The following is a 25,996-nucleotide window of genomic DNA, read 5'->3' as shown; positions in this document are numbered from 1 at the left end:
GCAACCATGAAGGTCGCGGTCATCGGTGCGGGCGCCATGGGCATGTTGTTCGGCGGCCGCCTGGCCCGCGTTGGGCACGATGTCATGCTCATCGACGTAGATGCCGCCCGCGTCGCTGCAATCGACGCGCACGGTGTGACCGAGAATGGCGCCGCCGTGAAATGCCGGGCGTTCCTGCCGGGGGCCGCGCCACCAGATATGGCGGACTTGTTGATCGTCTTCACCAAGGCGACCCATACAGTGCCCGCCATCCGCCAGAATGCCGCGTTGCTGCGTGCTGGGGGCGTGGTGCTCACCCTTCAGAACGGACTTGGAAATGGCGCCGCCATCGCGGCGGAGGTTGGGGCGGATCATGTGCTGGTGGGCATCACCAACTGGCCTGCCGATCTCAAGGGGCACGGCGAAATCCATGTGGGCGGAAGCGGCATGGTCAAGCTGTGGAGTTTCGATGGCGCGGATCGCTCCGTCATTCATTCCATCGCGGATGCACTGGCGGATGCGGGGCTGAATGCATCGGCCGAGCCGTCGGTCGATGCGGCGATCTGGACGAAAGTGATCTTCAACGCGACGCTGAACGGTATTGCTGCGCTCACCGGGCTCACAGTCGGGGAGATTGGGGATATCGAACCCACACGCGCGCTCGCGATGCGTCTGGTCGCTGAAGGCGTGGCGATTGCCGGGGCGAGCGGAATCACGATCGACGAAGAAGAAGTTCGGTCCTCCGTTTCCTTCGCATTGACCCATCACCGCGATCACAAACCGTCTATGCTTCAGGACGTGGAAGCTGGCCGGAGAACCGAAGTGGACGCCATCCAGGGCGCGCTGGTGGATGCGGCTCATCACCACGGCATCGCGGTTCCGGCCCTTGATACTTGTGTAGCCCTGTTGCGGGGCATTGACGCGCGTAACGCGCGCGCATCATGATTCCCTTGTCTGCTGCCGCACTGCGCGCCGGAGTAAAGAATGTATACTAGCGCTACAGCCTTCCTCGAAGCCCTCGTCGAACAGAGGATCACACACGCTTTCGTCAATTTGGGCAGTGATCATCCGGGCCTGGTTGAAGCGATTGCAAGAGCGCGGGCTATGGGCAATCCCGTGCCGCGCATGATCACCTGTCCCAATGAGATGGTGGCGCTGAGCATGGCGCACGGCTATGCGCAAGTTAGTGGCCAGCCGCAGGCGGTCATCATCCATGTTGAATGCGGGACGCAGGCGCTGGCGGGCGCTGTCCACAACGTAGCGAAGGGCCGTGTGCCCGTCCTTATCTTCGCTGGCTCCTCACCCTTCACTCAGGAAGGCGAGATGGTGGGGAGCCGCAACGAGTTCATCCAGTGGATCCAGGACGTCCATGACCAACGCGGACTGGTCCGCGGCTACATGCGCTACGACAACGAAATCCGTACCGGCGCGAACGTGAAGCAGATGGTGCACCGCGCCATGCAGTTCGCGAAATCCGATCCCAAAGGGCCGGTCTATTTGATGATGGCGCGCGAAGTGATGGAGGCGGAATGCGAACCGCGTACAATCGATATGGATCGATGGCAGCCGCTGGAACCCATGTCACTGGGCCCAAAAAATGCTCGCAAACTGGTTGATGCGCTAGCGACAGCTAAACGGCCGCTGATCGTCACATCCTACCTTGGCCGCAATAGCGACGCGGTGGAAGCGCTGGCCGAACTCAGCACGCGGCTGGGCATAGGGGTCATGGAGTCGGTGCCGAGCTACGTCAATCTTCCGCATGACCATCCCATGTACCTGGGCAATTTCTGGAATGAGCCCAGCCGCAACGTCGCGCTTGCCGAAGCCGATCTCGTCCTCGTTATCGACAGCGACGTCCCCTGGATTCCCACGAAGAACCGTCCTGCGGAGGACGCGCGCATCTATCATATCGATGTCGATCCTTTGAAGGAGCAGATGCCTCTGTGGTACATCGAGCCCCATGGCAGCTTTCGCGCGGACGCTGGCACTGCGCTGGCGGAGATGCTTCACGCACTTGACGATACTGCGTTGCAGGACACCGTCGTGGCGGAACGGGCGGCGCATTATCGCGCTATGGCTGCGGAACGGCGGCGCGCTTTGGAAGAACGGGAGCAATCGGGCAGCGGGCTGACTATCGAGCGGCTCATGGCGGCGCTGCGACAGCATGTCGATGCCGACACGATCCTTCTCAATGAAGGGATCACCAACTACCAGCCTGTCTTCGATCATCTAGCACCCACGAAAGCCGGTTCAATGTTCGCGAGCGGTGGCGGGTCCCTTGGCTGGAACGGCGGCGCTGCGCTTGGCGCCAAATTGGCCCGACCGGATGCGACCGTCGTGGCGGTGACGGGCGATGGCTCCTACATGTTCACGACACCCTCCAGCGTCCACTGGATATCCCGCCGGTACAATGCGCCGTTCCTACAGATCGTTCTCAACAACGACGGGTGGAACGCGCCGCGACACTCCGCGCTGGCCGTGCACCCCAGCGGGTACGCGAGCGAAGCGGCCGATCTCGATCTCAGCTTCTCGCCCGCCCCCGATTATGGTGGCATCGCAGCTGCTTCGGGCGGCGCGACAACCTTTGTCATCGACGCCGGCTGCGATGTTGATGCGATACTGCGTCAGGCGTTTGAAGCGTTGAAGCAGGGCCTTTCCGTCGTGGTCGAGGCTCGGCTGTCGTGATCCTCAGTGGCGCGGATCAGGCGGGTGGCGATGGCCGAGCAACCAACGTCAGCACCCTGATTGATAGGGCGCCTTGGAGCCCGTACCAGAAGCTCCTGCTTTGTCTCGTGTCTCTGGCTATCCTGCTGGACGGGTTCGACAATCAGGCGCTCGGGTTCGCCTTGCCGGATATTCTGCGCGACTGGAAATTGGCCAAGGCAGACCTCTCCTTGGCGCTTGCCGCAGCGCAACTCGGGATGTTCTTCGGCGCGATCGGCGGCGGCCTCATCGGCGACCGCCTAGGACGGAAATCCGCACTGGTGGGCAGCGTCCTTCTCTTCGGCATCGCTACAGCGATGATCGGGCTAGCGAACGGTCCCGACGTGCTTGCTGTTCTACGCCTTTGCGCTGGTATCGGTCTCGGCGCAGCCTTTCCGAATGTCGCGGCGCTTGCGGCTGAATTCACGCCTGCGCGACGCCGCAGCCTTGCCGTGGTCATCACCATCGTATGCGTACCACTCGGTGGTGTGATTGGCGGCACCGCCGCATCCTTCATTATGCCGCTTCTGGGATGGCGCTCGCTGTTCGTTGGTGCAGGCCTGGTGACACTGGCGATTTGTGGCATCATCGTCCTGGCCCTGCCCGAATCCGTCCGCTTTCTCGCGCGGTCCCCTCACAATATTGGTCGGGTCTCTGCCATCCTGCGCCGAATGGGCATCTCTCCGTCGGACATCCTGCCTCTGCCGATGTCCAAGGGAACCGCCAGTGCAGAAATGCCCCATTTCCAAGGATCAATCTTGGCAGCGGGTTTAAGGCGGGACACGATACTCCTGTGGACCGCTTTCTTCTTCTCGCTGATGTCCGTCTATGCTGCCTTCAACTGGCTTCCCACACTCTTGGCGGAAGACGGTCATGACATCGTCGTCGCTAGCCGAGGACTCGTCGCCTTCAACCTTGGCGGGGTAGTTGCCGCATTGTGCGGCGGTTGGGCCATAAGTCGTTTCGGCTCGCGGGCCACCATGGTGACGATGGCGTTTGCTGCCATCCTGTCGGCCATCGCTCTCGCATTTCTGCCAACCACTACCCTTTCCTTGCCCATGCTCTTTGCCCTGCTTGCACTTGAGGGCGGCTTCATCAACGGCGTGCAGACGACCTTGTACGCGCTTGGATCGGCAATTTATCCGACGTCACTTCGCGCATTTGGCGTTGGAGCCGCCACGGGCATCGGCAGGGCTGGCGCAATCGCCAGTTCCTTGCTCGGAGCCCTCGTAATCGGCTGGGGAGCGGCGGCGGGATTCCATTGGTCGATCGCGCTTGTCATGTGCGTCGTCGCTATCGCTTTGCTAGGGATCCGGAATCACGCCCGTCCAGCGGTCGCAACCCACTCTTATTGAGTGCAGTGCAGCAGAAATTTCTGATCCCCCTTCGCTTTATGGTACAGCGGCATTAATGGCGTTTGATATGCGGCAGAACCGTATCGTTTAAAGCAAGGTAGGTAGATGAACGTCGGACTCTCGGCAGAACTGCAAAATGAGGACGGAGGCGATAGTGCGACGCGGGCTACCGAAGGTCTTTCCAATGTCATTGGCTACCACCTACGGATAGCACAAGAGGCATCGTTCGCTGCCTATGAGCGGCGCGTTGGGGACACTCATATATGGCCGGGCTGGTATTCACTGTTGCGCATCATCCACGACAATCCGGGTATCAACCAGACCGAGCTTAGTATCGCCGCAGGCCGCGATAAATCGACCCTTACAGCGTCCCTGCGAGAACTTGGGAAAGCAGGGTTGGTGGAAAAAACGCGGGACAACAGCGACCGTCGTAACATTCGGCTTTCTCTGAGCCAGGATGGAGAAAAGCACCTGGCGGAATTAGAAACTCATGCTTTGGCGCATGACGCAGAGATAGATCGTATCGTGGGCAGCGACCAACGCACAATATTCCTGGATATTTTGAAACGGCTAGCCTCCGAATTGACGAGACAATCTTGAACTGCTGGATGAAAGTCGCCTGTTTGCCGAAACCCTCGAAGGTCAACTGAATCTCGACTGCTACCCACTTCTAGTGGACTTTCGTTGAAGATGAATACTACGCTAGCTCAACCCACGCGACTCTCCCGTGATAGCGGGTTTGCCCATCACGACGGGTAGGGTCTCAGTTTGAATTTTCTGCGTTGCGCTTTTTGTAGGGATCGCGCTTAGCCGGAGCTGATGCCATTGCATCAATTTTCGCCACGATGTCCTCCAGCGACCAGAGCCGATCGGTCACGCCAGCGGCTATTGCGGGCGTGATCTTGAGCGACTTGTAGATACGGCAGAAGTTGTGGAACGCGAAGTAGAGCGCCAGCGCGTGAATGTGGTTGTCCAGCTTCTTTGAAAACGCATTGTTAAGGCGGGTAGCCGAGGCGCCGCAGACCCGCATTCAAGGTGTTCTCGCTCAAGGGCCGCAGTCGGCTGCGCACTGAAGGAAATACCCAGCGGGCCGAACCCGTGACGGAGCGCAGTTCATTGAAGAGGGCTTGCACCTGGCGGGATAACGGCACGTGGTGCGGCCTGCGCATCTTCATCCGCTCCGCCGGGATCGTCGAGACAGCTGCTTCGGGGTCGATCTCTGCCCATTCGACATGACGTAGTTCGCCTGGGCGGACGAAAGCGTGCGCAGCAAGCCGCATTGTTCTTGAGGCGCTTTCCAGATTGCCCTTGCGCTCGATCGGACGAACGGCGGCAAGCACATTGGCGGGTCCGATCTCGGCAATCGGCAGCTTGCCGATCGTGTTGTCGAGCAGACTGAGCAGATACTCGCACCGCTTGGCTGTTGCCGGCGCCCAGGGCTTATACCCGTCCTGCCGGCGGCGCTCGCAATACTCGGCGGAGATGATGGAGAAGGTGCAGGCGCTGAGCGCCTGGCCGCGCAGCTTCTCCTTCTGCTTCTCGCGCGATGGGTCCTTGCCCATCGCCAACTGCTCTCGTGCCCATTCCCGGCGTCGACGGGCCTCGGCCAGACCGACTTCTGGATAGGCGCCCAGACTAAGCTTCTTCTCTCGGCCATCGACGCGAGACTTCTGTCGCCAGAGCTTGCCATCACCAGGATAGACCTGGGGGAAAAGGCCCCCACATTGGGGGCCCCACATTGGCTGACGCGCGAGAGGCCCCAATTTCCCTGGCTGCGGCCGGATTGCCACGATCGCCGGTAGTCAGCAGGCGCAAAATTACTCCGGTTTTACGCGGGTTTCAAAGGCACAGGTGGATGTAGATGGACTGAAGTTTGGGGTAAAGCCCCCTCGCATCCAAGCACCGGAACGGGAAGGAAGAGCGCGGCAGCACCCCAATGCCATAGTTTCAACACCATACCCCTCCCTCGCTTTATAATTGTTCAATATTTCTATTTTGTGCAGGGCGGTGACAAAACCAGCCACTGGAACGCCAGCGAAGTGCTGAGCGTGGCGGAGTAAAAACCGGCCAGTGGTAAGGCTGCCCTTTTGAGGGCGGCCGGGATGTATGCCGTGGAAGTTTACGCGAGTGTTCGGCAGTTTGTGTTTGTGCAGGGGCGCAGCCAGCGAGAGGCCGCGCGGGTATTTGGATTAAGCCGGGAGACGATTGGCAAGATCTGCCGATTTTCACTGCCACCTGGCTATACGCGCACGAAGCCGGTGGAGAAGCCGAAGCTGGGGCCTTTGCTGCCGGTGGTTGACGCGATTTTGGAAGGTGACCGGACGGCGCCGGTCAAGCAGCGACACACGGCGAAGCGGATCTTCGAGCGGCTGCGCGATGAATATGGCTATGGCGGCGGCTACACGGTGGTGAAGGACTATGTCCGGCTGAGCCGGGTGCGTGGCCGCGAGACATTTGTGCCGCTGGCGCACCCACCGGGGCATGCGCAGGTGGATTTTGGCGAAGCGGTGGGCGTGATTGGCGGTGTGGAGCAGAAGATCCACTTCCTGTGCATGGATTTGCCGCAGTCCGATGCCTGTTTCGTGAAGGCTTTCCCGCGCGAGACGACCGAGGCATTTCTGGATGGGCATGTATCGGCCTTCGACTTCTTTGGCGGCATTCCCCAGTCGATCCTCTACGACAACACGACGATTGCGGTGGCCAAGATTCTGGGGGACGGCAAGCGTGAGCGCACACGTGCCTTCAGCGAGCTGGTCAGCCACTACCTGTTTTCTGACCGCTTCGGCCGACCCGGCAAGGGGAATGACAAGGGCAAGGTCGAAGGGCTGGTCAAATACGCGCGCCGCAACTTCATGACGCCCAAGCCGCAGGCGGCGAGCTATGACGCACTGAACGCGGCTCTTTTGGAGCGCTGTCATGCGCGGCAAGGCGAACGTGCTGGCCGCCATGCCCAGACCATCGGTGAGCGCATGGTTGCTGACGTTGCGGCGCTACGCCCACTACCGCCGGTGCCATTGGAGCCATGCGAGAGGCGCAGCGCCCGTGTGTCATCGACGGCGCTGGTGCGGTATCGCGGCAATGATTACTCGGTGCCCACAAGGTTTGGGTTCCAGGATGTGGTGGTGAAGGGCTTCGTGGACGAGGTGGTGATCCTGTCCGGCGCCGAGGAGATCGCCCGCCATGTGCGCAGTTATGGCAGCGGCGATTTTGTGGCCGATCCGCTGCATTATCTGGCGCTGATCGAGACAAAGCCGAATGCTCTCGATCAGGCGGCTGCACTGCAGAATTGGGCCTTGCCCGATGTCTTTGCCCACCTGCGGCAATTGCTGGAGGGACGCATGGGCCGCAAGGGCAAGCGCGAGTATATCCAGGTCTTGCGCTTGCTGGAAGCGATGCCCATGGCCGTGGTGACCCATGCTGTCACTCAGGCGATCCACATGGGCGCGATCAGCTTTGATGCGGTGAAGCAGATCGCACTGGCCAGGATGGAACGGCGGCCCGCCAGGCTTGACCTGACGACCTATCCCCACCTGCCAAGGCTGGATGTGAAGGTCACGCAGGCGGCTGATTATGCGGCTCTGATGCCCCAGGTCTCGAAGGAGATGGCAGCATGAGCCGGGCGCCCGATGACAACCTGCCCACCGGCACCACCGCTGGTGCGCCACAGGTGCTGCTGGCCCACCACCTCAAGCAACTCAAACTGCCGACCGTTTTGCGCGAATATGAGAAAGTAGCCCGGGAGTGCGCGCGTGATGGTGTCGATCATCCCCGCTATCTACTGCGCCTGATCGAACTGGAACTGATCGACCGTGAGCGGCGCACTGTCGAACGCCGGATCCGTGCTGCCCGGTTCCCGGCCGTCAAAAGCTTCGATACCTTCGACTTCACCGCCATCCCCAGCCTCAACAAGATGCTGACGCTGGATCTGGCGCGCTGCGAATATATCCTGCGGCGCGAGAATATCATTGCGCTGGGCAATAGCGGGACGGGCAAAACCCATGTGGCGCTCGCCCTGGGGCTGGCCGCCTGCCAGAAGGGCTTCACCGTGACCTTCACCACCGCCGCGGCGCTGGTGAACCAGTTACTGGAAGCCCGCGACGAGAAGCGGCTGCTCAAGATGCAGCGCGAGTTGGCTGCAGTGAAGCTGCTGATCATCGACGAACTGGGTTACGTCCCGCTCTCGCCCACCGGCGCGGAGCTGTTGTTCGAGACCTTCTCCCAGCGCTACGAACGCGGCTCCACCATCGTTACCTCCAACCTGCCGTTTGAGGACTGGACGCAGGTGCTTGGGTCCGAGCGCCTGACCGGCGCATTGCTGGATCGTTTGACCCACCACGTCAGCATCCTGACCATGAATGGTGACAGTTACCGCCTAAAGCAGTCAGCCAGTCGCCGTCGCGCCACTGCCAGCGGGGCGGAGCAAAACCAGGCCACCGTCGACGAAAACTGACCCATCAAAACGGCCAAAAGCAAAGGGCCCCGATCGGGGCCCTTTGCTTTGCACCTGCCGCAACATCAGTGGCCTACTTTTACTCCGCCACAGTGGCCGGTTTTTGCTCCGCCGTTGACACTATTTTATATATTTTGTCAATTCATTCTCCATCCTACCTGAATCGGGGGAATGGTTGCGTCGAAGAAGACATCTGACCTAGCAAGGGCATGATGACAGATCAGCGCCTCGCGGGGGCCGACCTGAGATGATTTCGGATATCTATTAGTCAGTTAAGACACGATGCAGGCATGTTCCGATGCCAGTCCACGAAGCTGGCAGTCAGGTATGCTTCGTTCTTCGATGCCGATCCGTTGCAGCTGGCGAGCAAGCTCGACCAGCGTGGTCACGCCCATTTTCTGCATCACGCGTGCGCGGTAGACCTTGACCGTATTTTCCGCCTTGCTCGTCATGTACGCGACCTGCTTGTTGTGCAGTCCGCTTGCCAGAAGCACCGCGATATCGCGTTCCGCGTCGGTATCCTTATGCAGGATTTGGCCCTAGCCCGGCTTATTCATGAGCCCGCTGCACTGGGGCGTGCCGGGTTTGATGTGTCGGTGGCCGCGTGATCCGGGCGCGCGGTTTCGGCGGCGTTTTTCGCCGCAGCAAAACCGATGGCTTTTCGAGGTTGATGGGCGATGGCTCGGGCTTTGTGCGGCACAGCCGCGCTGGCTATGTCGGCGCTGGCCGGAGACTGGTGGCGATGGCTTTGAACACGCCGGCGTCGGGGCATGCTGACGCGAAGGCGACACGGATGCGCGAGGCGGTCTCGATGACGCGGGCGGCGACCTTGAGCAGCCGCAGGCGCAGCGTTGCGAACTCGGCAGTGGCCAGAGAGGTGGCCTTGGGGATGGCCTGCTGGACGCGCCACATCAGCCAGTAGGCGGCGGTATGCAGGATGAGGCGCATCTGGTTGGCATTGGCCGAGCGGCACGAGGTGCGATCGCTGGCCAACTGGGTCTTGTGGCGCTTGATCAGGTTTTCGGCTTGGCCGCGCGCGCAATAGAGCGTGTCGTAAATGTGCTCGGGCGAGCCTTCTGTCAGCGAGGTGACGACATAGCGGATGTCCATGCCCAGCGTGCTGGCCTCAATCCGGGCGACGACGCGGCGTTGGCTCTTCCAGCTTTTGGCGCCGTAGCGGGTCTCGACATAGTTGCGCAGGACCGGATGTTGGGCCTGGGCCCGCTTGACCGCGCAGGCATCGGCGACGGCAACGATGGCCGGATCGGCCCGCAGCGCGGCGTTGGTCGGCAAGCCGAACACGTAATCGACCCCGGCCGCCTCGCAGAACGCCATGATCTCGGGACGGGCGTAGTGCCCATCGCCGCGGATGGTGATGTGGGTATCGGGCCAGTGCTGGCGGATATGACGCACCAGGCGCCGGATGTGGCCGGCACCTTCGGCACCCGACGGCGTCTTGCCAGTGCGCAGCAGCATCGCCACCGGCCGCCCGCTCGCGGTATCGTACACATGGATCGGCAGGAAGCAGCGCTCACCGTGATGTCCGTTCCAGAACGAGAGCTGCTGATAGCCGTGCACGACATCACACGTGTCATCGATATCCAGCGTCACCGCCGCCGGTGGGGCCGGATAGCTGGCACAGTAAACGCCGATCATCGCGACCATCATCCGGGCCAGTTCACGCGTGGTCGGTGCATTCTCCCAGCGGCTCATCGTCGGTTGGCTGGCCAGCCCCGCGCCCGATCCCGGCAACTTGCCCAGCGCCAGGCGGAAGCCCGGATCGTCGCGCAGGGCATCGAGATCATCGGCGTCCTCATAGCCACACGTGATCGCGAACACACGGGCACGCAGAATGTCATCGAGGCGATGGATCACCCGCGTCGGGTCACGCGGATCGGCGATGCACGCAGCAAGCTGCCGGCAGATCCCCATCGCGCGCTCGGCCTGCGCCAGCAGCAGAACGCCGCCGTCAGAGGTCAGCCGGCCACCGTCGAACGCGGTTGTGACCTTCTTGCCGCCAACCGCTGGAAACGAAAATCCCGGTGCGCTATCATCGCTCCCGGCGGGTGTGGTCCGTGGCATAAATTGCCTCGCTGAAGGACTGGTCTAGACACCCATTTTCCTACTGCAAAGCAATCGCTTACGCCACTCCCGCCAACCCTCTCACCCGCCGCGGTGAATAAGACAGGCTAGATGCCGTAATTGGACGGCGTCTTAACGGTTTTGCAGGTGCCCAGTTGATTTCGATGACGGCGAGCCGCACCTCGCGCATTCGGCTCAGATTAATGCGTTGACCGGTGCCATTTCGGTCACGATCTCGCGGGCGTCGATCGCGCTGCCCGCCCCCTGGACGAGGGCGGCCAGCCCCGGGTCCACGACGCGCGCGAGCATGGCATATTCGCTCAATCCGCGTTGCCGGGCGAAGCCGGCAATGGTGCGGTGCTGGGCCGGAGAAAGCCGCACGGTCTGGGCGCGGGCGCTCATGATGCCGCTCCCGGCGCGATGCTATTCGCCATCGCAAGGAACGGCGCAATTGCGCCGTTCCCGTGTCCTCCCGTTTGACGGGATGCTATCCGCATCCCGTCAACGCCGCAGAAATGCTGGATGCACCCGTGCGTGAGGTGTGTTCGGAATTGTCGGCCCGATGCATAGCATCGCAGCCCTCCAACCGTGCCACTTGGGCGACCGGATCAGGCATGGTCCGATCCTTCTTGACAAGCGGCGCCCATCACCTTGGGACGGTCGACCTCCCGACGCTGACGAAATGAAATGAATTCAACCCTTCATAGCGTCAGGAGGTCTGAGTTTGACGACAGTCGCCCCTACGCGAAGTTGATCAATATAGTCTCCCCACCATTGCGCCATTTCAACGCGCTCGTTCCAATGCGCTCCACGATAGTACGCCGCCCGCACTGCATCCTTGTCTTTATGAGCCAACGCCCGTTCAATGGCATCCGAAGACTATTTGCCCGACTTGTTCAACAGGGTGCTAGCCATCGCGCGAAACCCGTGCGCGGTCATTTCATCCTTGCTAAACCCCAACCGCCGGAGCCCAGCATTCAAGGTATTCTCCGACATGGGTTTTAATGGCGTGCGGATCGACGGAAACACATAACGTCCGTCGCCGGTCAGTTCCTTTGCGGCTTCAAACAAAGCCAAGGCTTGTCTTGAGAGTGGTACGGCGTGTCCCTGCCTGCCCTTCATCTTGGCGGCTGGAATGCGCCAGACAGCCGCCTCTAGATCAATCTCTTGCCATTCTGCCCTTCGCAGTTCGCCTGGACGCACAAACACGTAAGGGGACAATTCGCGTGATCGGAAAACCTTGCCCTTCATAGCCGTCGATAGCACGCAGCAAATCGCCGACGCGCTTGGGTTCCAGAATGGCGGCATGGTGTTTGGGCTGTCGTTTGGCCAAGGCGCCGCGCAGGTCGCGTGTCGGATCAGAGGTGGCCAGTTGATTGGCGATAGTATTGGGCGCCAGTCCGTCGCGTTCGTTTTTGGCGATGAATGCCTCGGCGACCGCAGTGAAGGTATTCATCGCGCTGACTTTGGCGGCGTGAATGTCCCGGCGCTTCTTTTCGGCTGGGTCAATACCGTTGGCTAAATTCCGGCGAGCTTCGTCGCGCCGGTTGCGGGCCTCTTTCAGGCTCAAGTCCGGATAGCTACCCAGCGACAGCTTCTTTTCGACACCCGTCGCAGTCCGGAATTTCAGCTTCCAAAGTCGGCCACCAACGGGCGTCACCAGCAGGTAGAGGCCTTTCTCGTCCGAGACCTTATAGGCCGTCACTCGGGGCTTCAACACGCGGATTGCAGAGTCGGAAAGGCGCATTGGGGGGCCTCCTGATTTCGGCAAAACCAATAGGCCCCCAGAATCGTCCGATATCGACAGACAGAGGCAAGCACTGCCCGTTAAGCCATGGCTCTTATTGGCAGATTTCCGGGATTTTTCAACCTTCAGCGGGCTTTGGCGAATGGGGAAATGGTGCCCCAAGGCGGACGAAAGCGATGAATATGAATCGCCGCTTCTACTACCCTAGAGCCGCCATTTAACGCAAATGATCGCCTTCCTTCGTCCCCGGATTGCCCCCAGCGCTATGACCTAAAGGAACCGTTTTACTCATCCGTCGAGGAACGATCACCCTGCGGCAAACCATCACATCGAAAGGATTGACCGTCCATGCGGCATTTGCCATGATTTGAATATGGGGATCGCGGTCTCCCCACGAGGCGACAGGCTCAAGAATCGCGTCCTACTTTCAACAAGGACGCATCATGTCTGTTCTCAACACGATCTCACCGGATAAACTCGTTCGCTTGGTCGGTATTCCGACCGGGCCTGTTTTGATCGACGTTCGACCCGAGGAGGAATTCTCGGCCGAACCGCTGCTGATCCCTGGATCGTTGCGAAGGTCCGCCAGCGATGTCAGCGCCTGGGCACGAGCATTCCACGGCCAGTCGGTCGTTGTTGCTTGTCGGGACGGTGGATCGCTGAGCCAAGGCGTCGCCGCCCGGCTGCGCCACGACGGCGTGTCAGCGGAGGCGCTGGAGGGCGGTGTGGCCGGATGGGCGAACTCTGGTCTTCCAATGGTGCCGAACACCGTGCTGCCGCCCCGCGATGCCGAGGGACGGACCGTCTGGGTGACGCGCGGTCGCCCCAAGGTGGACCGGATCGCCTGCCCGTGGCTGATCCGCCGCTTCATCGATCCGAGCGCGATCTTCCTGTTCGTGGCGCCCTCCGAGGTTCAGGGCGTCGCCGAGCGCTTTGGCGCCGCTCCCTTCGACATCGAAGGCGAAGGCGTCACTTGGAGCCATCGGGGTGAGCTATGCACCTTCGACGTCATGGTCGAGGCATTCGGCCTCAGCGGTCATGAGTCACTCAAACGCCTCGCGCCGATCGTGCGCGGTGCCGATACCGGCCGCCCCGACCTCGTGCCCGAAGCGGACGGGTTGCTTGCCGCCTCGCTCGGCCTGTCGCGCATGTATGCCGACGATCAGGAACAGCTCGAGGCCGGGATGCTCCTCTACGACGCCTTCTATCGCTGGTGCCGCGACGCGACCGACGAAACCCATAATTGGGTCTCGCACCAGCCCGCGAAAGCCCGCGCCAAAGCGCAGGTGCGGCCATGAGCGGCGCGGTGACGGAACTGCCCGTAGGCAGCGAAGCAGGCACGCCGGATCACGGCATCACATTTGGTGAAGCCGTGCGCGTCTGGGCGCGGATCGCATCGCTGAGCTTCGGCGGCCCCGCTGGCCAGATCGCGGTAATGCACCGCATCCTCGTCGAGGAGAAGCACTGGATCGGTGAGGAGCGCTTTCTGCACGCGCTCAACTATTGCATGTTGCTGCCCGGCCCCGAAGCGCAGCAGCTTGCCGCCTATATCGGCTGGCTGCTTCACAAGACCAAGGGCGGTCTGGTCGCAGGCGGACTGTTCGTGCTGCCCGGCTTCCTCGCAATCCTGGGCCTCAGTTATCTCTATGTGCTGCTCGGCCATGTGCCGCTGATCACCGGGTTGTTCTTCGGCTTGAAGGCGGCGGTCCTCGCGGTGGTGATCCAGGCGGTGGTGCGGGTCGGATCGCGTGCTCTCAAGAACAACGTCATGCGCGGGATCGCGGCGGCCGCCTTTGTCGCGATCTTTTTCCTCAATGCGCCTTTTCCGCTGATCGTCCTAGCGGCGGGCATCGGCGGCTATGTCGGCGGACGGCTGGGCTTGTCGGCCTTCAAGGGCGGCGGCGGACATGGGAGCGCGGGCGGGAATGTCGTCCATGACCGCGATACCGCGCTCGGCGAAAGCCTGCCGGATCATGCCAAGCCCAACCTTGGCTGGTCGCTCAAGATTTCCGGGACATTCCTGTTCCTTTGGCTCGCGCCGGTCATCGCGCTGCTGGTGCTTCTCGGCCCCGATGACGTGTTCACGCGCATCGCAACCTTCTTCAGCCAGATGGCGATGGTTACATTCGGCGGCGCTTATGCCGTGCTGGCTTATGTCGCGCAGGAAGCGGTAGGCACCTATCATTGGCTCAGGCCCGGCGAGATGCTCGACGGCCTTGGCCTGGCCGAGACGACGCCGGGGCCGCTGATCATGGTCACGCAGTTCGTCGGCTTCCTCGCGGCGTTTCGCGATGCGGGCGCATTGCCGCAATTGGTCGCGGCCACGCTGGGCGCGATCCTGACGACATGGGTGACGTTCATGCCCTGCTTCCTGTGGATCTTCGCGGGTGCGCCGTTCGTCGAGCAGTTGCGCGGCAACCGGACGCTCTCGGCCGCACTCAGCGCGATCACGGCGGCCGTCGTGGGCGTGATCCTCAACCTTGCCGTCTGGTTTGCGATCCACACCTTGTTCCAGGACGTGCGGGTGGTCCGGGTCGCGCGGTTCGCCTTCGACTTCCCGGTTCTGACCTCGCTTTACCTCCCGGCGGCGCTGCTGGCCGCCGGCGCCGCGATAGCCGTGTTCCGGTTCAAGGTCGGGATGATCCCGGTCCTCGCGGCAAGTTCCGCGATCGGTGCGGCCCTCTATCTGTCAGGCGTGGTCCAATGATCCCGCTGCTGCTCAAGGAGATCATGATGAAGCGTATCACCACGTTCGGCCTGTTGGGGCTTCTCGCTCTGAGTTCGCCCGCATTGGCGGCTGAACCCTGGGAACAGGCGGTCGCCACCGCCATCGGCAAACCGGGCGCCGAGATGCCGGGCGGTGTCTATCGCATCGGCCTGCCGCGCAGCGACCTGCATGTGGTGCTCGACGGCGTGACCTTGAAACCGGCGCTGGCGCTCGGCTCCTGGCTGGCGTTCGTACCGCATGGCGGGGGTCAGGCGATGGTCATGGGCGATCTGGTGCTCACCGATACCGAAGTGAATCCGGTGATGGCCAAGCTTGTCGCCGGCGGAATCGAGATCACCGCGCTCCACAACCATCTGCTGCGGAACACACCCCACACCATGTATATGCACATCGCCGGGCATGGCGATCCGGCGCAACTCGCCAAGGTGCTGCACGATGCGCTGGCGCTGAGCGGCACGCCCTTGTCCGCGCCTCCGGCGGCAAGCCCCGCCGCGCCGGAGACGATCGACCTCGACACCGCCGCGCTCGACCGCATCATGGGCCACAAGGGCAAGATCGGCGGCGGCGTCTATGCATTCGGCATTCCCCGTGCCGAGGCACCGCGCGATGGTGGGATGGCGTTACCGCCCGCGATGGGCGCGGCCATCGCCATCAACTTCCAGCCAACCGGCGGCGGCAAGGCGGCGATCACCGGCGACTTCGTGCTGACAGCGTCGGAGGTCAATCCGGTGCTGCGCGAGTTGCGGCAGAACGGGATCGAGGTGACGGCGCTCCACAACCACATGCTCGACGACGAGCCGCGCCTGTTCTTCATGCACTTCTGGGCCAATGACGACGCGCAGAAGCTCGCGCGCGGGTTGACCGCCGCGCTCAGCCATGTCGCGGTCGCGGCGAACTAGGGCGCAGCGATGAAACCCTGGAGGGGATGTGCAGCGGCACTGCTGCTGGCGCTGCCGGGGTGCAGCCAGGCACAACCGACCGATCCGCACTCCCCTCTCGTGCTGGAGCGAACGATCTCGCTCCCCGACACCAGGGGGCGCATCGACCATCTGGCGGTCGATCTGGCGGACCATCGGCTGTTCGTTGCCGAGATCGCCAACGGCACGGTCGATGAGGTCGATCTTGAGGCCGGCAAGGTCATCGGCCGCATCGCCGGCCTTGGCGAACCGCAGGGCGTCGCCTGGCTTCCGGCGACCCACGAATTGGTGGTCGCCTGCGGTGACGGCTCGGTCCGCTTCTATGACACAGAGCTTCACGAGCGGGCGCGGATCGCGCTTGAGGACGATGCCGACAATGTGCGGGTCGATCCGCGCAACGGCCATGTCATCGTCGGCTATGGCAAGGGCGGCCTCGCCACGATCGATCCCGTCCGTCACACGGTTCTCGCCCGATTGGCGCTGCCCGGCCATCCGGAGGGGTTTCGGCTGTCCGGATCGCGCGCCTATATCAATATCCCCGATGACGGCTCGGTGATCGCGGCCGACATCGACCAGGGAAAACAACTGGCACGCTGGCCGACCGGACTGCACCGGCTTAACTTCCCGATGGCGGTCGAGCCGTCAGGCAACCGGATCGTGATCGCCTATCGGCTCCCGGCGGCGCTGGCGACGATCGATACAGCGAGCGGCCAAACGCTCTCCCTCGGATCAGCTTGCGGTGATGCCGACGATCTATTCCTGGTGCGCGATCATATCCTGCTGGTCTGCGGCGCCGGCCATGTCGATGTGATCGGCGCCGATGGACAGAGCGCGTGGGCGCAAACTGCTGGCGGCGCACGCACCGGGCTCTATGTGCCGGAGCTGGACCGATTGTTCGTGGCGGTTCCGGCCCATGGTCATCCCGCCGCGATCTGGGCGCTCAAACTGAATCTCGCGCAGCCCCAGCGCTGAAGCACGGCGGCGTCAGAGATATTTGGCCAGTTCACCCAGCTTAGCCAGTTCGTCGCGCGTCGCCTTGGGCAACGGCCCGACCAGTTCCTCCAGATGATGTTCGATATGATCGCTGACCAGCAGTGTCTTGGTCTTGTCGAGCGCAGCGACCACCGCCTGCATCTGCTGCGCGATCTGGAGGCCGTCCCGGCCTTCGGCAACCATTTCGACGATCTTGGCGAGATGGCCCTGCGCGCGCTTCAGGCGGTTGAGAAGATCGGGATTGGCGGCATGGCTCATGCAAATGTCCTGCTCAATGCGGTAGCGCGATCCATCCGTGAACGGCGACATAGAGGCCGACGATCAGGATGACCCCACCCGAAACATAGGGCGCCTTGCGGACGATCTCGCCAAAACCGCTCCAGCGCTTCGTCACCTGCTTGACGCTGATCGCGGCGATGACGCCCGACGCGACCATGGTGATGGCAAGCCCGATGCTAAAGCACAACACCAGCACGGCGCCCAGCGCGAGCCGCTGGAGCTGGAGGCAGAGCAGCAGCACGGTGATCGCGCCCGGGCATGGGATCAGACCGCCGGTCAGGCCGAACAGGATGATCTGGCCGGTGGTGACATTGCTGTTCGCGAAGCGGCGCCGGATGTCCTCTGCATGGGCCATTTCGTGCGCATCGACAAAGCCGCCGGTCGCAACCTCCAGGCCGCGTTCCTCGGCTTCCTCGAATTCTTCATGTTCATGGTGGTCGTGATCGCCGTGATGATTATGCCCGTGGCCGTGGGAGTGGCCGTGATGGTGCCCATGATCGTGGTGATAGTGTTCGGCTGCAATCTGCTCGCGGCGGGTGCGCCATAGCATCCAGGCGGCGATCACGACGATCAGCACGCCGGATGCGAGCTGGAAATAGGGTTCGGTCGCTTCCGCGTTGAGGCCGCCGAACAGCCACATGCCGCCGAGCGCCACGACCCAGACCACGACCGTATGGGAGAGCGTCGCCGCCAAACCCAGCAGCACGGCCTGGCGCACTGTTCCCCTGACCGCGATGATGAAGGCCGCCATCATCGTCTTCGAATGGCCCGGTTCGAGCCCGTGCAGCGCGCCGAGCAAGATGGCGGTAGGCACAAACAGCCACGCATGGGCGGCGCTTTGTTGAAGCAGGTCTGCAAGAGAGGTCATGGCGTGGCGTTTAGCATGAGCTTTCGCATCATCCCATCCCCCTGGATAGGATATTTATCGATAAACGAACCTTATTGTGTTCTGGAGATTACTCCTCATCGCCTGATGAGCATCGGCGCCCGCTGGCTCAATCTACAAGTAGCGCGAGATTGCCTTGAAACCCTCGATCGCCCTGTTCGAGGGCGATCGGCGGTTCGCGGTGGTGGTCCGCTTGCCGGATGCCCAGCGCGACGATCTTGAAACGCTTGGCGTCATCCCGGTCATGCTGCCGGCGGCCGAAGGCCAGGCTGGTGCTGCCGGCGATTACGGCTTGGACAGCCCGCCTGAAGATCGGTCCCATGCCAAAGGCCAAGTTGGCGACCTCGTAGGCAAACGCAATGCCGGTGCCCGGATGGGCATCGGCATTGTGATCCAGCAAATATCAAGCCGGTCAGACTGCACCGTCCCTTCGGAATGCTGGTCGCGGATACGTAGCCAGAATCTCCGCAATCGATTTGAACTCCATGACCGTCATCGATCGCCGTTGTCACTACGCTGGCGTAGCAAAGGCGGTTTATAGGTCATTTTCGGCGGAAACCAACGGTATGTGGTGACCCGCGATGATGAACACTACATTTACGCTGTAACACCGCCCTAATGCTTGCACATTCGAATCAATTCGGATGGGCCGCCGCCGCAGTCGAGTCTATGACGGAAGAACTTCGACAGTCATGGAATAAGACGATCGTGGCCGCGGTGGCGCAATCGGGCGCGGTGCTCCTTCGCCTCCGGGCAGATTACCAGCAGCCAGTGGCTGTTCAGCCTTGGCACTGGCTTGGGGCGCAGAACCACCGGGGCCGGCCGCGCTCCGTCCACCGCCGCTGGCGACGTTTACCCACCACATACCGGCGTCCGGCCAAGTGATCGTGACCTTGCCCTCGGCATCGGTCGTGAGATCAAGCTGCTGAATGCCATCGCGATAGCGAACGCCACCGTTTACCGCGCTCACGGAAAGGTCGGCCGCCGGCTTGCCATCAAGCAGGAACTGGAAAGTGGCAGCCTCGCCGCTCGCCAGTTCGGTAGGGTGCGTAACCGGAACCATCTCAAGTCCCTTGCCGGTCGGCTTGAAAACCGCGGTGGTCGGCTCTCCAGCGGTCGCAAAGGTCTCGATGCGGCTCGTATTGACCGCGCTCCATACATCGGTCGCCCCGGCGGGCACAGCTTGAGCGAGCGTTGCAGGCGTGGTCCCGCGCGGAAGCATCTTCCGTTCTCCGTTCAGCAGGTAGCTGCCGCTCACCGATTCAGAAACGATTGCGATCTTGTAGGTGCCGGGCTGCACGACATGGACATCGAAAGTCTGACGCAGGCGGCCCTTCGCGCTGTTCTCGACCGCTACCTTGCTGCCATCCGGCGCGAGCGCGAACGGTTCCCAATTCTGCACGGCGTGATCGAAATAATAGAGGTCCGTCGATAGGGCCGCATCGACCGTCAGCCATTCGTCGCCGCTACCGACGAACATGGTCTCGGAAGGAAGCATCCACGACCGGGGCGCTGCCTCGACAGCGATCGGCGCAAGCGCGGCTCCCATGGCGAGGGCCGACAGGATCGACGTGCGGATCATCTTCACAGGCATAGCTCCCCCTTAACGCCGGGCGTTCAGTGAGACGCGGCCAAGCTCGAACTTGCCGCTCGTCGATGCAGTTGCCTGGGTTCCCGACCAGGTGAAGGGCAGACGCACCGCTTCGCGTCCACCGGCCTCGCGTGCTGCTTCGACGACGAGGACATAGTTCCCCGGTGTCAGCGCGGGCATACCTCCCCGACCGGCGGTGAAGCTGAGCGTATGCGATCCGGCCGGACGGGTTGCGCCGCTCACGCCGTCGGCAGGAACACTGAGCATTCGTCCGGCAGCACGCCACCAAAGACGCACGTCGCGCAGCCATTTGGCGCCCGCATTGTTGCGCTTGTCGACATCATAGAGAATGCTGAGGGTCCGGGGAGCGCTGCCCGCCTTCTCCAGCCAGACCGCCACATAGGGGCGATGATATTCGGCAACCGACAATCGCGGCAGCGTGAACGAAAGGTCAATCGTCTGCGCGCCAGCTGGCGTTACCCCAAAGCCGCTTGAGCCGAGAGCCGCCGCAGTCAATCCCGTCAAGCGAAAACGCATGCATATATCCCTGATTTCGATTGCTTCTAAGAAGCCCAAGGTCCAATTCAACATCACCCACGTAGCGCAAACAATTCGCATTCGCAACAAAAGGGACTTGCGTTCATCAATATTGCATCGTCAAATGGGAAGAGCGCATGTTCGTGCACCTTAACTCCGATTGTAAGAACGGCTATTCCATTCAAGACGGCGACCCACAGATGCAGCATGGGCGGGCAGTCCTTCAGCCTCGGCAAGGGTCACGGCTGCACGACCGAGTTCTCGTAAAGCCCGTTCGTCCAGCTCGATAACGCTGGTGCGCTTCATGAAATCAAGCACCGATAGTCCTGAGGCGAACCGCGCCCGGCGCCCTGTTGGCAGGACGTGATTGGGGCCAGCGATATAGTCGCCGATAGCTTCCGGCGTATGCTGGCCGAGAAAGACCGAGCCAGCATGTGCGACACGGTCAAAAAGATGGCGAGGTCGAGGGGTGGCGATCTGGAGATGTTCGGGCGCAAGCGCATCGATGAGTGGTATGGCATCGTCGAGAGCAGGGACGACAATGATCGCGCCATGCGCTTCCCACGAGGAACGCGCCACCGCCGAAGTGGCGAGGGTGCCGAGTTGCACTTCGACCGCCGCAGCGACGTGGTCGGCGAAGGCCCGATCGTTGGTGATGAGGATCGACTGGCTCGTCGGATCATGTTCGGCCTGACTGAGAAGGTCGGCGGCGATGCAATCCGCATCGTTCGCTCCATCCGCCAGGACGACAATCTCGGATGGACCCGCGACCATGTCGATTCCCACGACACCGTAAACCTGCCGCTTGGCTTCGGCGACCCAGGCATTGCCCGGACCGGTGATGACATCGACGCGTGGGATCGACCCAGTGCCGTAAGCCAGCGCGGCGACCGCTTGTGCACCGCCAATCGGACGCACCTCGTCAATGCCGGCGAGGTAGGCCGCCGCCAGCACCAGCGGGTTGGCGATGCCATCGGGCATCGGGGTCGCCATCACCACGCGACTTACGCCCGCAACGGCGGCAGGAATCGCGTTCATCAGCACCGATGAGGGATAAGTGGCTCGGCCCCCCGGCACATAGATACCGGCGCTTTCCACTGCCCGCCATCGCGCGCCGAGCCGGACGCCAGCACCGTCCACATAGTCGCTGTCCGTGGGCAACTGCCTTTCATGGTAGGTGGCAATCCGCCGCGCGGCAAGTTCCAGGGCCATACGCAAGTCAGGGTCGAGGTCGCGGAACACCCTCTCGCAAACGTCGCGGCCGATCGTCCATCCGGTCTGGTCGAGGTCGTGCCGATCCCACTTCCAAGTATAGGCGCGCAACGCATCGTCGCCGTCCCGGCGAACAGCCGCGATCACCTCGCGCACGACCACCGAGACATCCTCGTCGGCTTCGCGCCGCGCTTCCACCAGTGCGTCAAAATCCAATTTGAAATCAGGGGCGTCCGCAAAAAATCTTCGAACCATGCTTCACACTTCCACTTGTTGGGCGCTGAATTTGGTGAGGCGACACGCAGCAGCTTTCGCAGATTACCGCACAGCCTCGACCGCGATCAGCAGCACGGCATAGCGCCCGCCTTTGGCCAGCAACACCAGCGGCAGGAAGACCCGTAAAGGCGTGCGTAGCAATCCGGCCGCAAAGGTTAGCGGATCTCCTACAATCGGCGCCCAGGAAAGCAGGAGAGACCATTTGCCCCACCGGGCATACCAGCAAACGGCCTTCTCGACCGTGGCGGCCTTGAACGGAAACCAGCGCCGGTCGCGCAGCCGTTCGAAACCGCGTCCGAGCAGCCAATTGAAAAGCGAACCGAGCGTGTTTCCTGCCGTCGCACTTAACAGCAGCAGGAGCAGATCGTATCGCCCACTGATCGCCATCGCCGAGAGCAGGATTTCGGACTGTGCAGGCAGCAGGGTCGCGGCGACGAACGCTGTCACGAACAACCCGGCATAGGGCGCCGCTATAGCGATCATCGCGATCGACAGAAGGCATAGCGGTTCGCATCCTTCACTGCACAGTCGTGCCGAACAGGTGGCCGATGCCCGCCGTGGCTGCCAGCGCGATCGCGCCCCAGAAGGTCACCCGCACCGCGCCACGCCACATCGACGCGCCGCCTGCCCTTGCGCCGATCGCGCCGAGAATGGCGAGGAGGACGAGCGTCGCGATCGTGATTGCGATGACCAGCGAGGCGCGCGGGACCACGCCGACCATTAACACCGGTATGATCGCACCTGCGCAGAAGGTTGCCGCCGACGCCAGTGCCGCCTGGATCGGCCGTGCCGCCAATTCGGACGTGATGCCAAGCTCGTCACGCATGTGCGCGCCGACCGGATCGCTGCGCATCAACTGCTCGGCGACCTGGACGGCGAGGTCGGGTGCAAGCCCGCGCGCTTCATAGACAGCGGCCAGTTCGCGGCGTTCCTCCTCGGGGTCTGATGCATGTTCGCGCGTTTCGCGCAGCCGGTCGGAGCCTTCGACATCGGCCTGACTGCTCACCGAGACATACTCACCCGCCGCCATCGAGATTGCGCCGGCGATAAGCGCTGCGACGCCGGTCAGCATTACCGTCGACGAACTCGTCTGGGCCGAAGCGATGCCGACCACCAGGCTGGAGGTTGAAATGATGCCGTCATTAGCGCCGAGCACTGCCGCTCGCAGCCAGCCGACCCGCTGCACCAGATGCCGTTCGCTCGGATGTCGCATGCCTCAGTCTCCCTGCCTCGTTCGCGATGGGCATCCAGTGAGACGCCCATGGCGCGGACTGTTTCCGCACTTATGCCCGAAGGACTCAGCACTCGGTGGCCAACGCCGAGACCCCTCCATCATGCTTCCGCAATCCTGACGCGCAGAAGCTTGACCGAATTAAGGAACACGAGAACGTCTGGTCCCAGATGGATGAACGCCGCCTGGATTGGTCCAATCCAGCCCATGAGCGCGGCGGTGATGCCAAGCACATGGACCACTCCGACACCGACCCAGAGATTTTCCTGGACGGTCCGATAGGCGCGACGCGCGATAGTGCGCGCGCCAACAATCTTGCCGAGGTCGTCGGTCATCAGTGCGATGTCAGCGGCTTCCAACGCCGCCTGCGTGCCGCCGCCGCCCATGGCGATGCCAATGTCGGCACGCGCGAGTGCCGGCGCGTCGTTGACGCCGTCACCCACCATCGCAACCTTATAGCCGCGCTTCTGCAAGTCGGCGATCATGGCGACTTTGTCTTCGGGCATCAGGTCGGCCTTGACCTCATCGACACCCAAGTCTCTCGCAATCGCGTTAGCAGTCGTCTGATTGTCGCCGGTCAGCATGACGATATGTCTGACGCCATTTTCCTTCAAAGCGGCGATGGCTTCTCGCGCCCCTGGGCGCAGCGTATCGGCGATGAAGATGATCCCGCAAAACCGGCCGTCAACCGCGACGTGGACGGGCGTGCGATCCCGATCTTCGACAGCATAGGCGATGGACACGCCGTTCTCGCGAAGTAAAGCCGGATTACCTACGAGAACGGTTCTGCCTTCCACGGTCGCCCTAACGCCTCGACCCTGAACCTGCTCGTAGTTTTCCGGTTCCGGCACTGTGATTCCGTCCTCGGCGGCCGCCTCGACCACCGCCTTGGCCAAAGGGTGGGCTGAGCGGCGATCGGCGGCGGCCGCGATCCGCAGCAGTGTCGTTTCCGAAAAATCTGGATTGGTCACCTTGACGTCGACCACTAACGGCTTGTTGGCGGTCAGCGTGCCGGTCTTGTCAAAGGCGATCGCGTCTGCCTTGGCGAGTTGCTCAAGATAGAGCCCGCCCTTGATGAGAATGCCGCTGCGAGCAGCCCTGGCAATCGCGGCGATCATGACGATCGGCGTCGCCAGGCCAAGCTCTGCCGGCGAGGTGAAGATCAACAAGGTCACGATCTTGGAGACGTCGCGCGTCACCAGAAAAACGACGATCAGGAAGACGAACACGACCGGGATCAGCCATCCCGCGACCTTGTCGGCCAGCTTCTGCACGGGGGCAGCCTCGGCTTCGGCATTTTCGACCAGCGCGATGATGCGGGAGAAGATCGTATCGCCGCCGACCTTTTCGGTTCGGATGTCGAGCGCGCCGGCTTCAACGATGGTGCCGGCGAACACCTCTGCACCCTCCGTCTTGTCCTGGGGGACGCTTTCACCGGTGATCGGTGCCTGGTTGACCGAGGCTCGCCCGCCGACGACCACGCCATCGACCGGGATTTTCTCGCCGGTTCGCGCGAGGACGATGTTGCCCGCCTTGAGCGCCGCGATCGGCACCGTGCGCTCCGACCCGTTATCCCGCACGATCGCGGTTTGGGGCACGGACCCGATCAGCGCCTTGATCGAGGCGCGAGCGCGATCGGTATTGAGGTCGGCAATGAACTCCGCAATGAGAATGATGACCATTAGGACGGCGCCGGCCACAGTTTCGCCGCCGAATATCGCGACAATGGTCGCGATCGTCACGAAGATCTCGGTGCCGATCTTACGTTCAGTTATGAGGTCGGCGAGCCCTGTCCTGACCAGCGGATAGAGGCCGATGACGACCGCAGCCCAAAGCACCTGGATCGGCACAAGCTGTTGCCAATACAGCAGCGCCACCGTGCCGGTAAGCAGTATCCGGCCAATTTCGATCCAGCGTTCCCGTGTCATCAGGTCGCGCCAGGTCGCACCGTCTTCCCGGGGTTCAACTGCCTCACTCATCGTAACGCTGCCTCCTGTCGCTTCATTTTTCCGTTCGCCCGATAGAGGCTCCCGTTTCCCGCACCCTGAGGGGACATTTCGCCGCGAGCGCGGGGGCGAGCGCCCGCGGCGTGGTTCAGACCTCAAGGGGCAGGCCCGAACCAATCTCGATTTTAAGCACCGGAGCGAAAGCCCTTCCTGGCGCGACGCCTGGGTGCAGTTGACGGCCTGCGGAGCGCAAGATGCCGCGCGAGCAAGCGGTCCTCGGCCCTGAGCAACGAACCGAAAAGTCGCTTCGCACCTTTGAGCGGCAGCAAGGATAAAAGCCCCGTGCAGCGGAAACTGTGGACCACGCGCGCGCCTGGGGGGATTGCAGAGAGCAGGTAGCTTTCCTCCAGTGCGAAAAGCTTTCCCAGACCGAAGCGCAGGGCAAAGCACCGCTGCTCATCTACCGTTACAATGCGGGCATCGACGGTTCGGAAAGGCGCATTGCCTGTCTTCATGCGGAACGAATAATCGACCTTTGTATCCGACGTCAGCGAACCGGTTATTCTGACGAAAGGATGCCAGCGAGGGTAATCGTCAAACCTCGTGATGGCGGTCCAAACCCGCGGAAGCGACGTGTGGATGACGGTTTCATTCTCGACGGTGAACATGGCTCAGCTCCCGACGTCTCGACGGCCTTTTCAGGCTTGATCGTCGCGCGCGCCGAGCAATGTCTCGACCGGCGCGATCGTGATGAGCCCGATGCTACGTATGGTGTTGATCTCCGTCACGAACGTCCGAAGGCGCTCGTCTTCGTCGACGATTTCAACGACCAGGGGATCATTGCGATCGAGGAAGCCAGAGGCATGAATCAGTTTGGAATGCCCGAAGCCGACACGCCCGTTCAGGACCGTCACTCCAAGCAGTTTATGCGCTTTCGCCTTCTCCAGAATCACCTCGAACACGGGACGGTCGCCGCTCATCGCCAGTTCATCGGTGAAGATACGGAGCAAGGAATAGGATTTGGCTGTCATAACGCTGTCCTCTCTTCGTTTCGTGTCGAGGGGCCGACGACGTTTGCGGTTCG

General features: G+C 62.1%; 26 protein-coding genes and 1 pseudogene. 10 read left to right on the top strand and 17 right to left on the bottom strand.

Going from position 1 to position 25,996, the window contains the following annotated elements:
• Positions 1 to 6: 6 nt before the first annotated feature.
• The 4 genes from F1640_RS15555 (at position 7) to F1640_RS15540 (ending at position 4,637) form a co-directional block, all read left to right on the top strand.
• Entirely contained in the window at positions 7 to 924 is a 918-nt protein-coding gene (locus F1640_RS15555) for a ketopantoate reductase family protein (protein WP_194919986.1), read from the top strand.
• A 39-nt stretch (positions 925 to 963) separates the two neighbouring features.
• Positions 964 to 2,664, top strand: coding sequence for a thiamine pyrophosphate-requiring protein (locus F1640_RS15550; protein WP_194919985.1), 1,701 nt, complete (start codon positions 964 to 966; stop codon positions 2,662 to 2,664).
• On the top strand, positions 2,661 to 4,037 hold the full coding sequence (locus tag F1640_RS15545) for an MFS transporter (protein WP_194919984.1): 1,377 nt from the start codon (positions 2,661 to 2,663) through the stop codon (positions 4,035 to 4,037). Before F1640_RS15550 ends, F1640_RS15545 begins: the two co-directional genes overlap by 4 nt.
• A 105-nt stretch (positions 4,038 to 4,142) precedes the next feature.
• Complete coding sequence (locus tag F1640_RS15540) at positions 4,143 to 4,637, top strand: MarR family winged helix-turn-helix transcriptional regulator (protein WP_194919983.1); 495 nt, start codon at positions 4,143 to 4,145, stop codon at positions 4,635 to 4,637.
• A gap of 163 nt (positions 4,638 to 4,800) precedes the next feature.
• On the opposite strand, the gene F1640_RS15535 is transcribed toward F1640_RS15540, so the two are convergent.
• The gene (locus F1640_RS15535) at positions 4,801 to 5,067 is read right to left on the bottom strand and encodes a hypothetical protein (RefSeq protein ID WP_194919982.1); all 267 of its coding nucleotides are present in this window, start codon (positions 5,065 to 5,067) and stop codon (positions 4,801 to 4,803) included.
• Positions 5,033 to 5,776 carry an integrase arm-type DNA-binding domain-containing protein gene (locus F1640_RS15530; RefSeq protein WP_194919980.1) on the bottom strand — a complete coding sequence of 248 codons (744 nt, stop codon included), beginning with the start codon at positions 5,774 to 5,776 and terminating at the stop codon, positions 5,033 to 5,035. The genes F1640_RS15535 and F1640_RS15530 overlap by 35 nt, the downstream gene beginning before the upstream one ends.
• Positions 5,777 to 6,139: 363 nt before the next feature.
• Between F1640_RS15530 and istA the strand changes: the two genes are divergently transcribed.
• Both istA and istB read left to right on the top strand, forming a co-directional pair.
• The gene (istA, locus tag F1640_RS15525) at positions 6,140 to 7,651 is read left to right on the top strand and encodes an IS21 family transposase (RefSeq protein ID WP_066770782.1); all 1,512 of its coding nucleotides are present in this window, start codon (positions 6,140 to 6,142) and stop codon (positions 7,649 to 7,651) included.
• Positions 7,648 to 8,487 carry an IS21-like element helper ATPase IstB gene (gene istB, locus F1640_RS15520; RefSeq protein ID WP_066770779.1) on the top strand — a complete coding sequence of 280 codons (840 nt, stop codon included), beginning with the start codon at positions 7,648 to 7,650 and terminating at the stop codon, positions 8,485 to 8,487. Before istA ends, istB begins: the two co-directional genes overlap by 4 nt.
• A gap of 272 nt (positions 8,488 to 8,759) precedes the next feature.
• Here the strand turns inward: istB and F1640_RS15515 are convergent, their stop codons facing one another.
• The 4 genes and pseudogenes from F1640_RS15515 to F1640_RS15500 form a co-directional block, all read right to left on the bottom strand.
• Positions 8,760 to 9,017 (bottom strand): helix-turn-helix transcriptional regulator, encoded by a 258-nt coding sequence (locus tag F1640_RS15515; protein ID WP_255530566.1) that lies wholly within the window; start codon positions 9,015 to 9,017, stop codon positions 8,760 to 8,762.
• A gap of 181 nt (positions 9,018 to 9,198) precedes the next feature.
• Positions 9,199 to 10,569, bottom strand: coding sequence for an IS1380 family transposase (locus tag F1640_RS15510; protein ID WP_066763960.1), 1,371 nt, complete (start codon positions 10,567 to 10,569; stop codon positions 9,199 to 9,201).
• A gap of 195 nt (positions 10,570 to 10,764) precedes the next feature.
• Complete coding sequence (locus tag F1640_RS15505) at positions 10,765 to 10,971, bottom strand: hypothetical protein (RefSeq protein WP_255530381.1); 207 nt, start codon at positions 10,969 to 10,971, stop codon at positions 10,765 to 10,767.
• A gap of 291 nt (positions 10,972 to 11,262) precedes the next feature.
• A pseudogene (locus tag F1640_RS15500) lies at positions 11,263 to 12,316 on the bottom strand (tyrosine-type recombinase/integrase).
• A gap of 443 nt (positions 12,317 to 12,759) precedes the next feature.
• Between F1640_RS15500 and F1640_RS15495 the strand changes: the two are divergent.
• The 4 genes from F1640_RS15495 to F1640_RS15480 are packed head-to-tail and all read left to right on the top strand — an operon-like array spanning position 12,760 to position 16,933.
• Positions 12,760 to 13,614 carry a sulfurtransferase/chromate resistance protein gene (locus F1640_RS15495; RefSeq protein ID WP_060978302.1) on the top strand — a complete coding sequence of 285 codons (855 nt, stop codon included), beginning with the start codon at positions 12,760 to 12,762 and terminating at the stop codon, positions 13,612 to 13,614.
• Positions 13,611 to 15,023, top strand: a complete 1,413-nt coding sequence (gene chrA, locus F1640_RS15490) for a chromate efflux transporter (RefSeq protein WP_060978301.1) — start codon at positions 13,611 to 13,613, stop codon at positions 15,021 to 15,023. The genes F1640_RS15495 and chrA overlap by 4 nt, the downstream gene beginning before the upstream one ends.
• Positions 15,020 to 15,943, top strand: a complete 924-nt coding sequence (locus tag F1640_RS15485) for a DUF1259 domain-containing protein (protein ID WP_208597921.1) — start codon at positions 15,020 to 15,022, stop codon at positions 15,941 to 15,943. The genes chrA and F1640_RS15485 overlap by 4 nt, the downstream gene beginning before the upstream one ends.
• Before the next feature lie 9 nt (positions 15,944 to 15,952).
• Positions 15,953 to 16,933 (top strand): YncE family protein, encoded by a 981-nt coding sequence (locus tag F1640_RS15480; RefSeq protein ID WP_060978300.1) that lies wholly within the window; start codon positions 15,953 to 15,955, stop codon positions 16,931 to 16,933.
• 12 nt (positions 16,934 to 16,945) lie between these two features.
• On the opposite strand, the gene F1640_RS15475 is transcribed toward F1640_RS15480, so the two are convergent.
• The 11 genes from F1640_RS15475 to F1640_RS15425 form a co-directional block, all read right to left on the bottom strand.
• The gene (locus tag F1640_RS15475) at positions 16,946 to 17,212 is read right to left on the bottom strand and encodes a metal-sensing transcriptional repressor (protein WP_060978299.1); all 267 of its coding nucleotides are present in this window, start codon (positions 17,210 to 17,212) and stop codon (positions 16,946 to 16,948) included.
• A 13-nt stretch (positions 17,213 to 17,225) separates the two neighbouring features.
• On the bottom strand, positions 17,226 to 18,101 hold the full coding sequence (locus F1640_RS15470; RefSeq protein WP_060978298.1) for a nickel/cobalt efflux transporter: 876 nt from the start codon (positions 18,099 to 18,101) through the stop codon (positions 17,226 to 17,228).
• A gap of 127 nt (positions 18,102 to 18,228) precedes the next feature.
• The gene (locus tag F1640_RS15465; RefSeq protein ID WP_060978297.1) at positions 18,229 to 18,519 is read right to left on the bottom strand and encodes a hypothetical protein; all 291 of its coding nucleotides are present in this window, start codon (positions 18,517 to 18,519) and stop codon (positions 18,229 to 18,231) included.
• A gap of 267 nt (positions 18,520 to 18,786) precedes the next feature.
• Positions 18,787 to 19,713, bottom strand: a complete 927-nt coding sequence (locus F1640_RS15460) for a DUF4198 domain-containing protein (protein WP_223811304.1) — start codon at positions 19,711 to 19,713, stop codon at positions 18,787 to 18,789.
• Positions 19,714 to 19,722: 9 nt separating this feature from the next.
• A complete protein-coding gene (locus F1640_RS15455) occupies positions 19,723 to 20,247 on the bottom strand; it encodes a DUF2271 domain-containing protein (RefSeq protein WP_060978296.1) in 525 nt (174 codons plus the stop codon).
• A 150-nt stretch (positions 20,248 to 20,397) separates the two neighbouring features.
• The gene (hisD, locus tag F1640_RS15450) at positions 20,398 to 21,714 is read right to left on the bottom strand and encodes a histidinol dehydrogenase (protein ID WP_060978295.1); all 1,317 of its coding nucleotides are present in this window, start codon (positions 21,712 to 21,714) and stop codon (positions 20,398 to 20,400) included.
• A gap of 63 nt (positions 21,715 to 21,777) precedes the next feature.
• On the bottom strand, positions 21,778 to 22,182 hold the full coding sequence (locus F1640_RS15445) for a YqaA family protein (RefSeq protein ID WP_223806831.1): 405 nt from the start codon (positions 22,180 to 22,182) through the stop codon (positions 21,778 to 21,780).
• 70 nt (positions 22,183 to 22,252) lie between these two features.
• The gene (locus F1640_RS15440; RefSeq protein ID WP_060978293.1) at positions 22,253 to 22,948 is read right to left on the bottom strand and encodes a VIT family protein; all 696 of its coding nucleotides are present in this window, start codon (positions 22,946 to 22,948) and stop codon (positions 22,253 to 22,255) included.
• Positions 22,949 to 23,067: 119 nt separating this feature from the next.
• Positions 23,068 to 24,945 (bottom strand): cation-translocating P-type ATPase, encoded by a 1,878-nt coding sequence (locus F1640_RS15435; protein ID WP_060978292.1) that lies wholly within the window; start codon positions 24,943 to 24,945, stop codon positions 23,068 to 23,070.
• Between the two features lie 152 nt (positions 24,946 to 25,097).
• Positions 25,098 to 25,580 carry an SRPBCC family protein gene (locus tag F1640_RS15430; RefSeq protein WP_062344279.1) on the bottom strand — a complete coding sequence of 161 codons (483 nt, stop codon included), beginning with the start codon at positions 25,578 to 25,580 and terminating at the stop codon, positions 25,098 to 25,100.
• 30 nt (positions 25,581 to 25,610) lie between these two features.
• Positions 25,611 to 25,943 carry a DUF190 domain-containing protein gene (locus F1640_RS15425; protein WP_060977360.1) on the bottom strand — a complete coding sequence of 111 codons (333 nt, stop codon included), beginning with the start codon at positions 25,941 to 25,943 and terminating at the stop codon, positions 25,611 to 25,613.
• Between the last annotated feature and the right edge of the window lie 53 nt (positions 25,944 to 25,996).

It is taken from the genome of Novosphingobium sp. NBM11 (genome assembly GCF_015390225.1).
Classification (GTDB): domain Bacteria; phylum Pseudomonadota; class Alphaproteobacteria; order Sphingomonadales; family Sphingomonadaceae; genus Novosphingobium.
The sequence above is the reverse complement of the archived record's forward strand: the minus strand, read 5'-3'. Positions and strand labels throughout refer to the sequence as shown.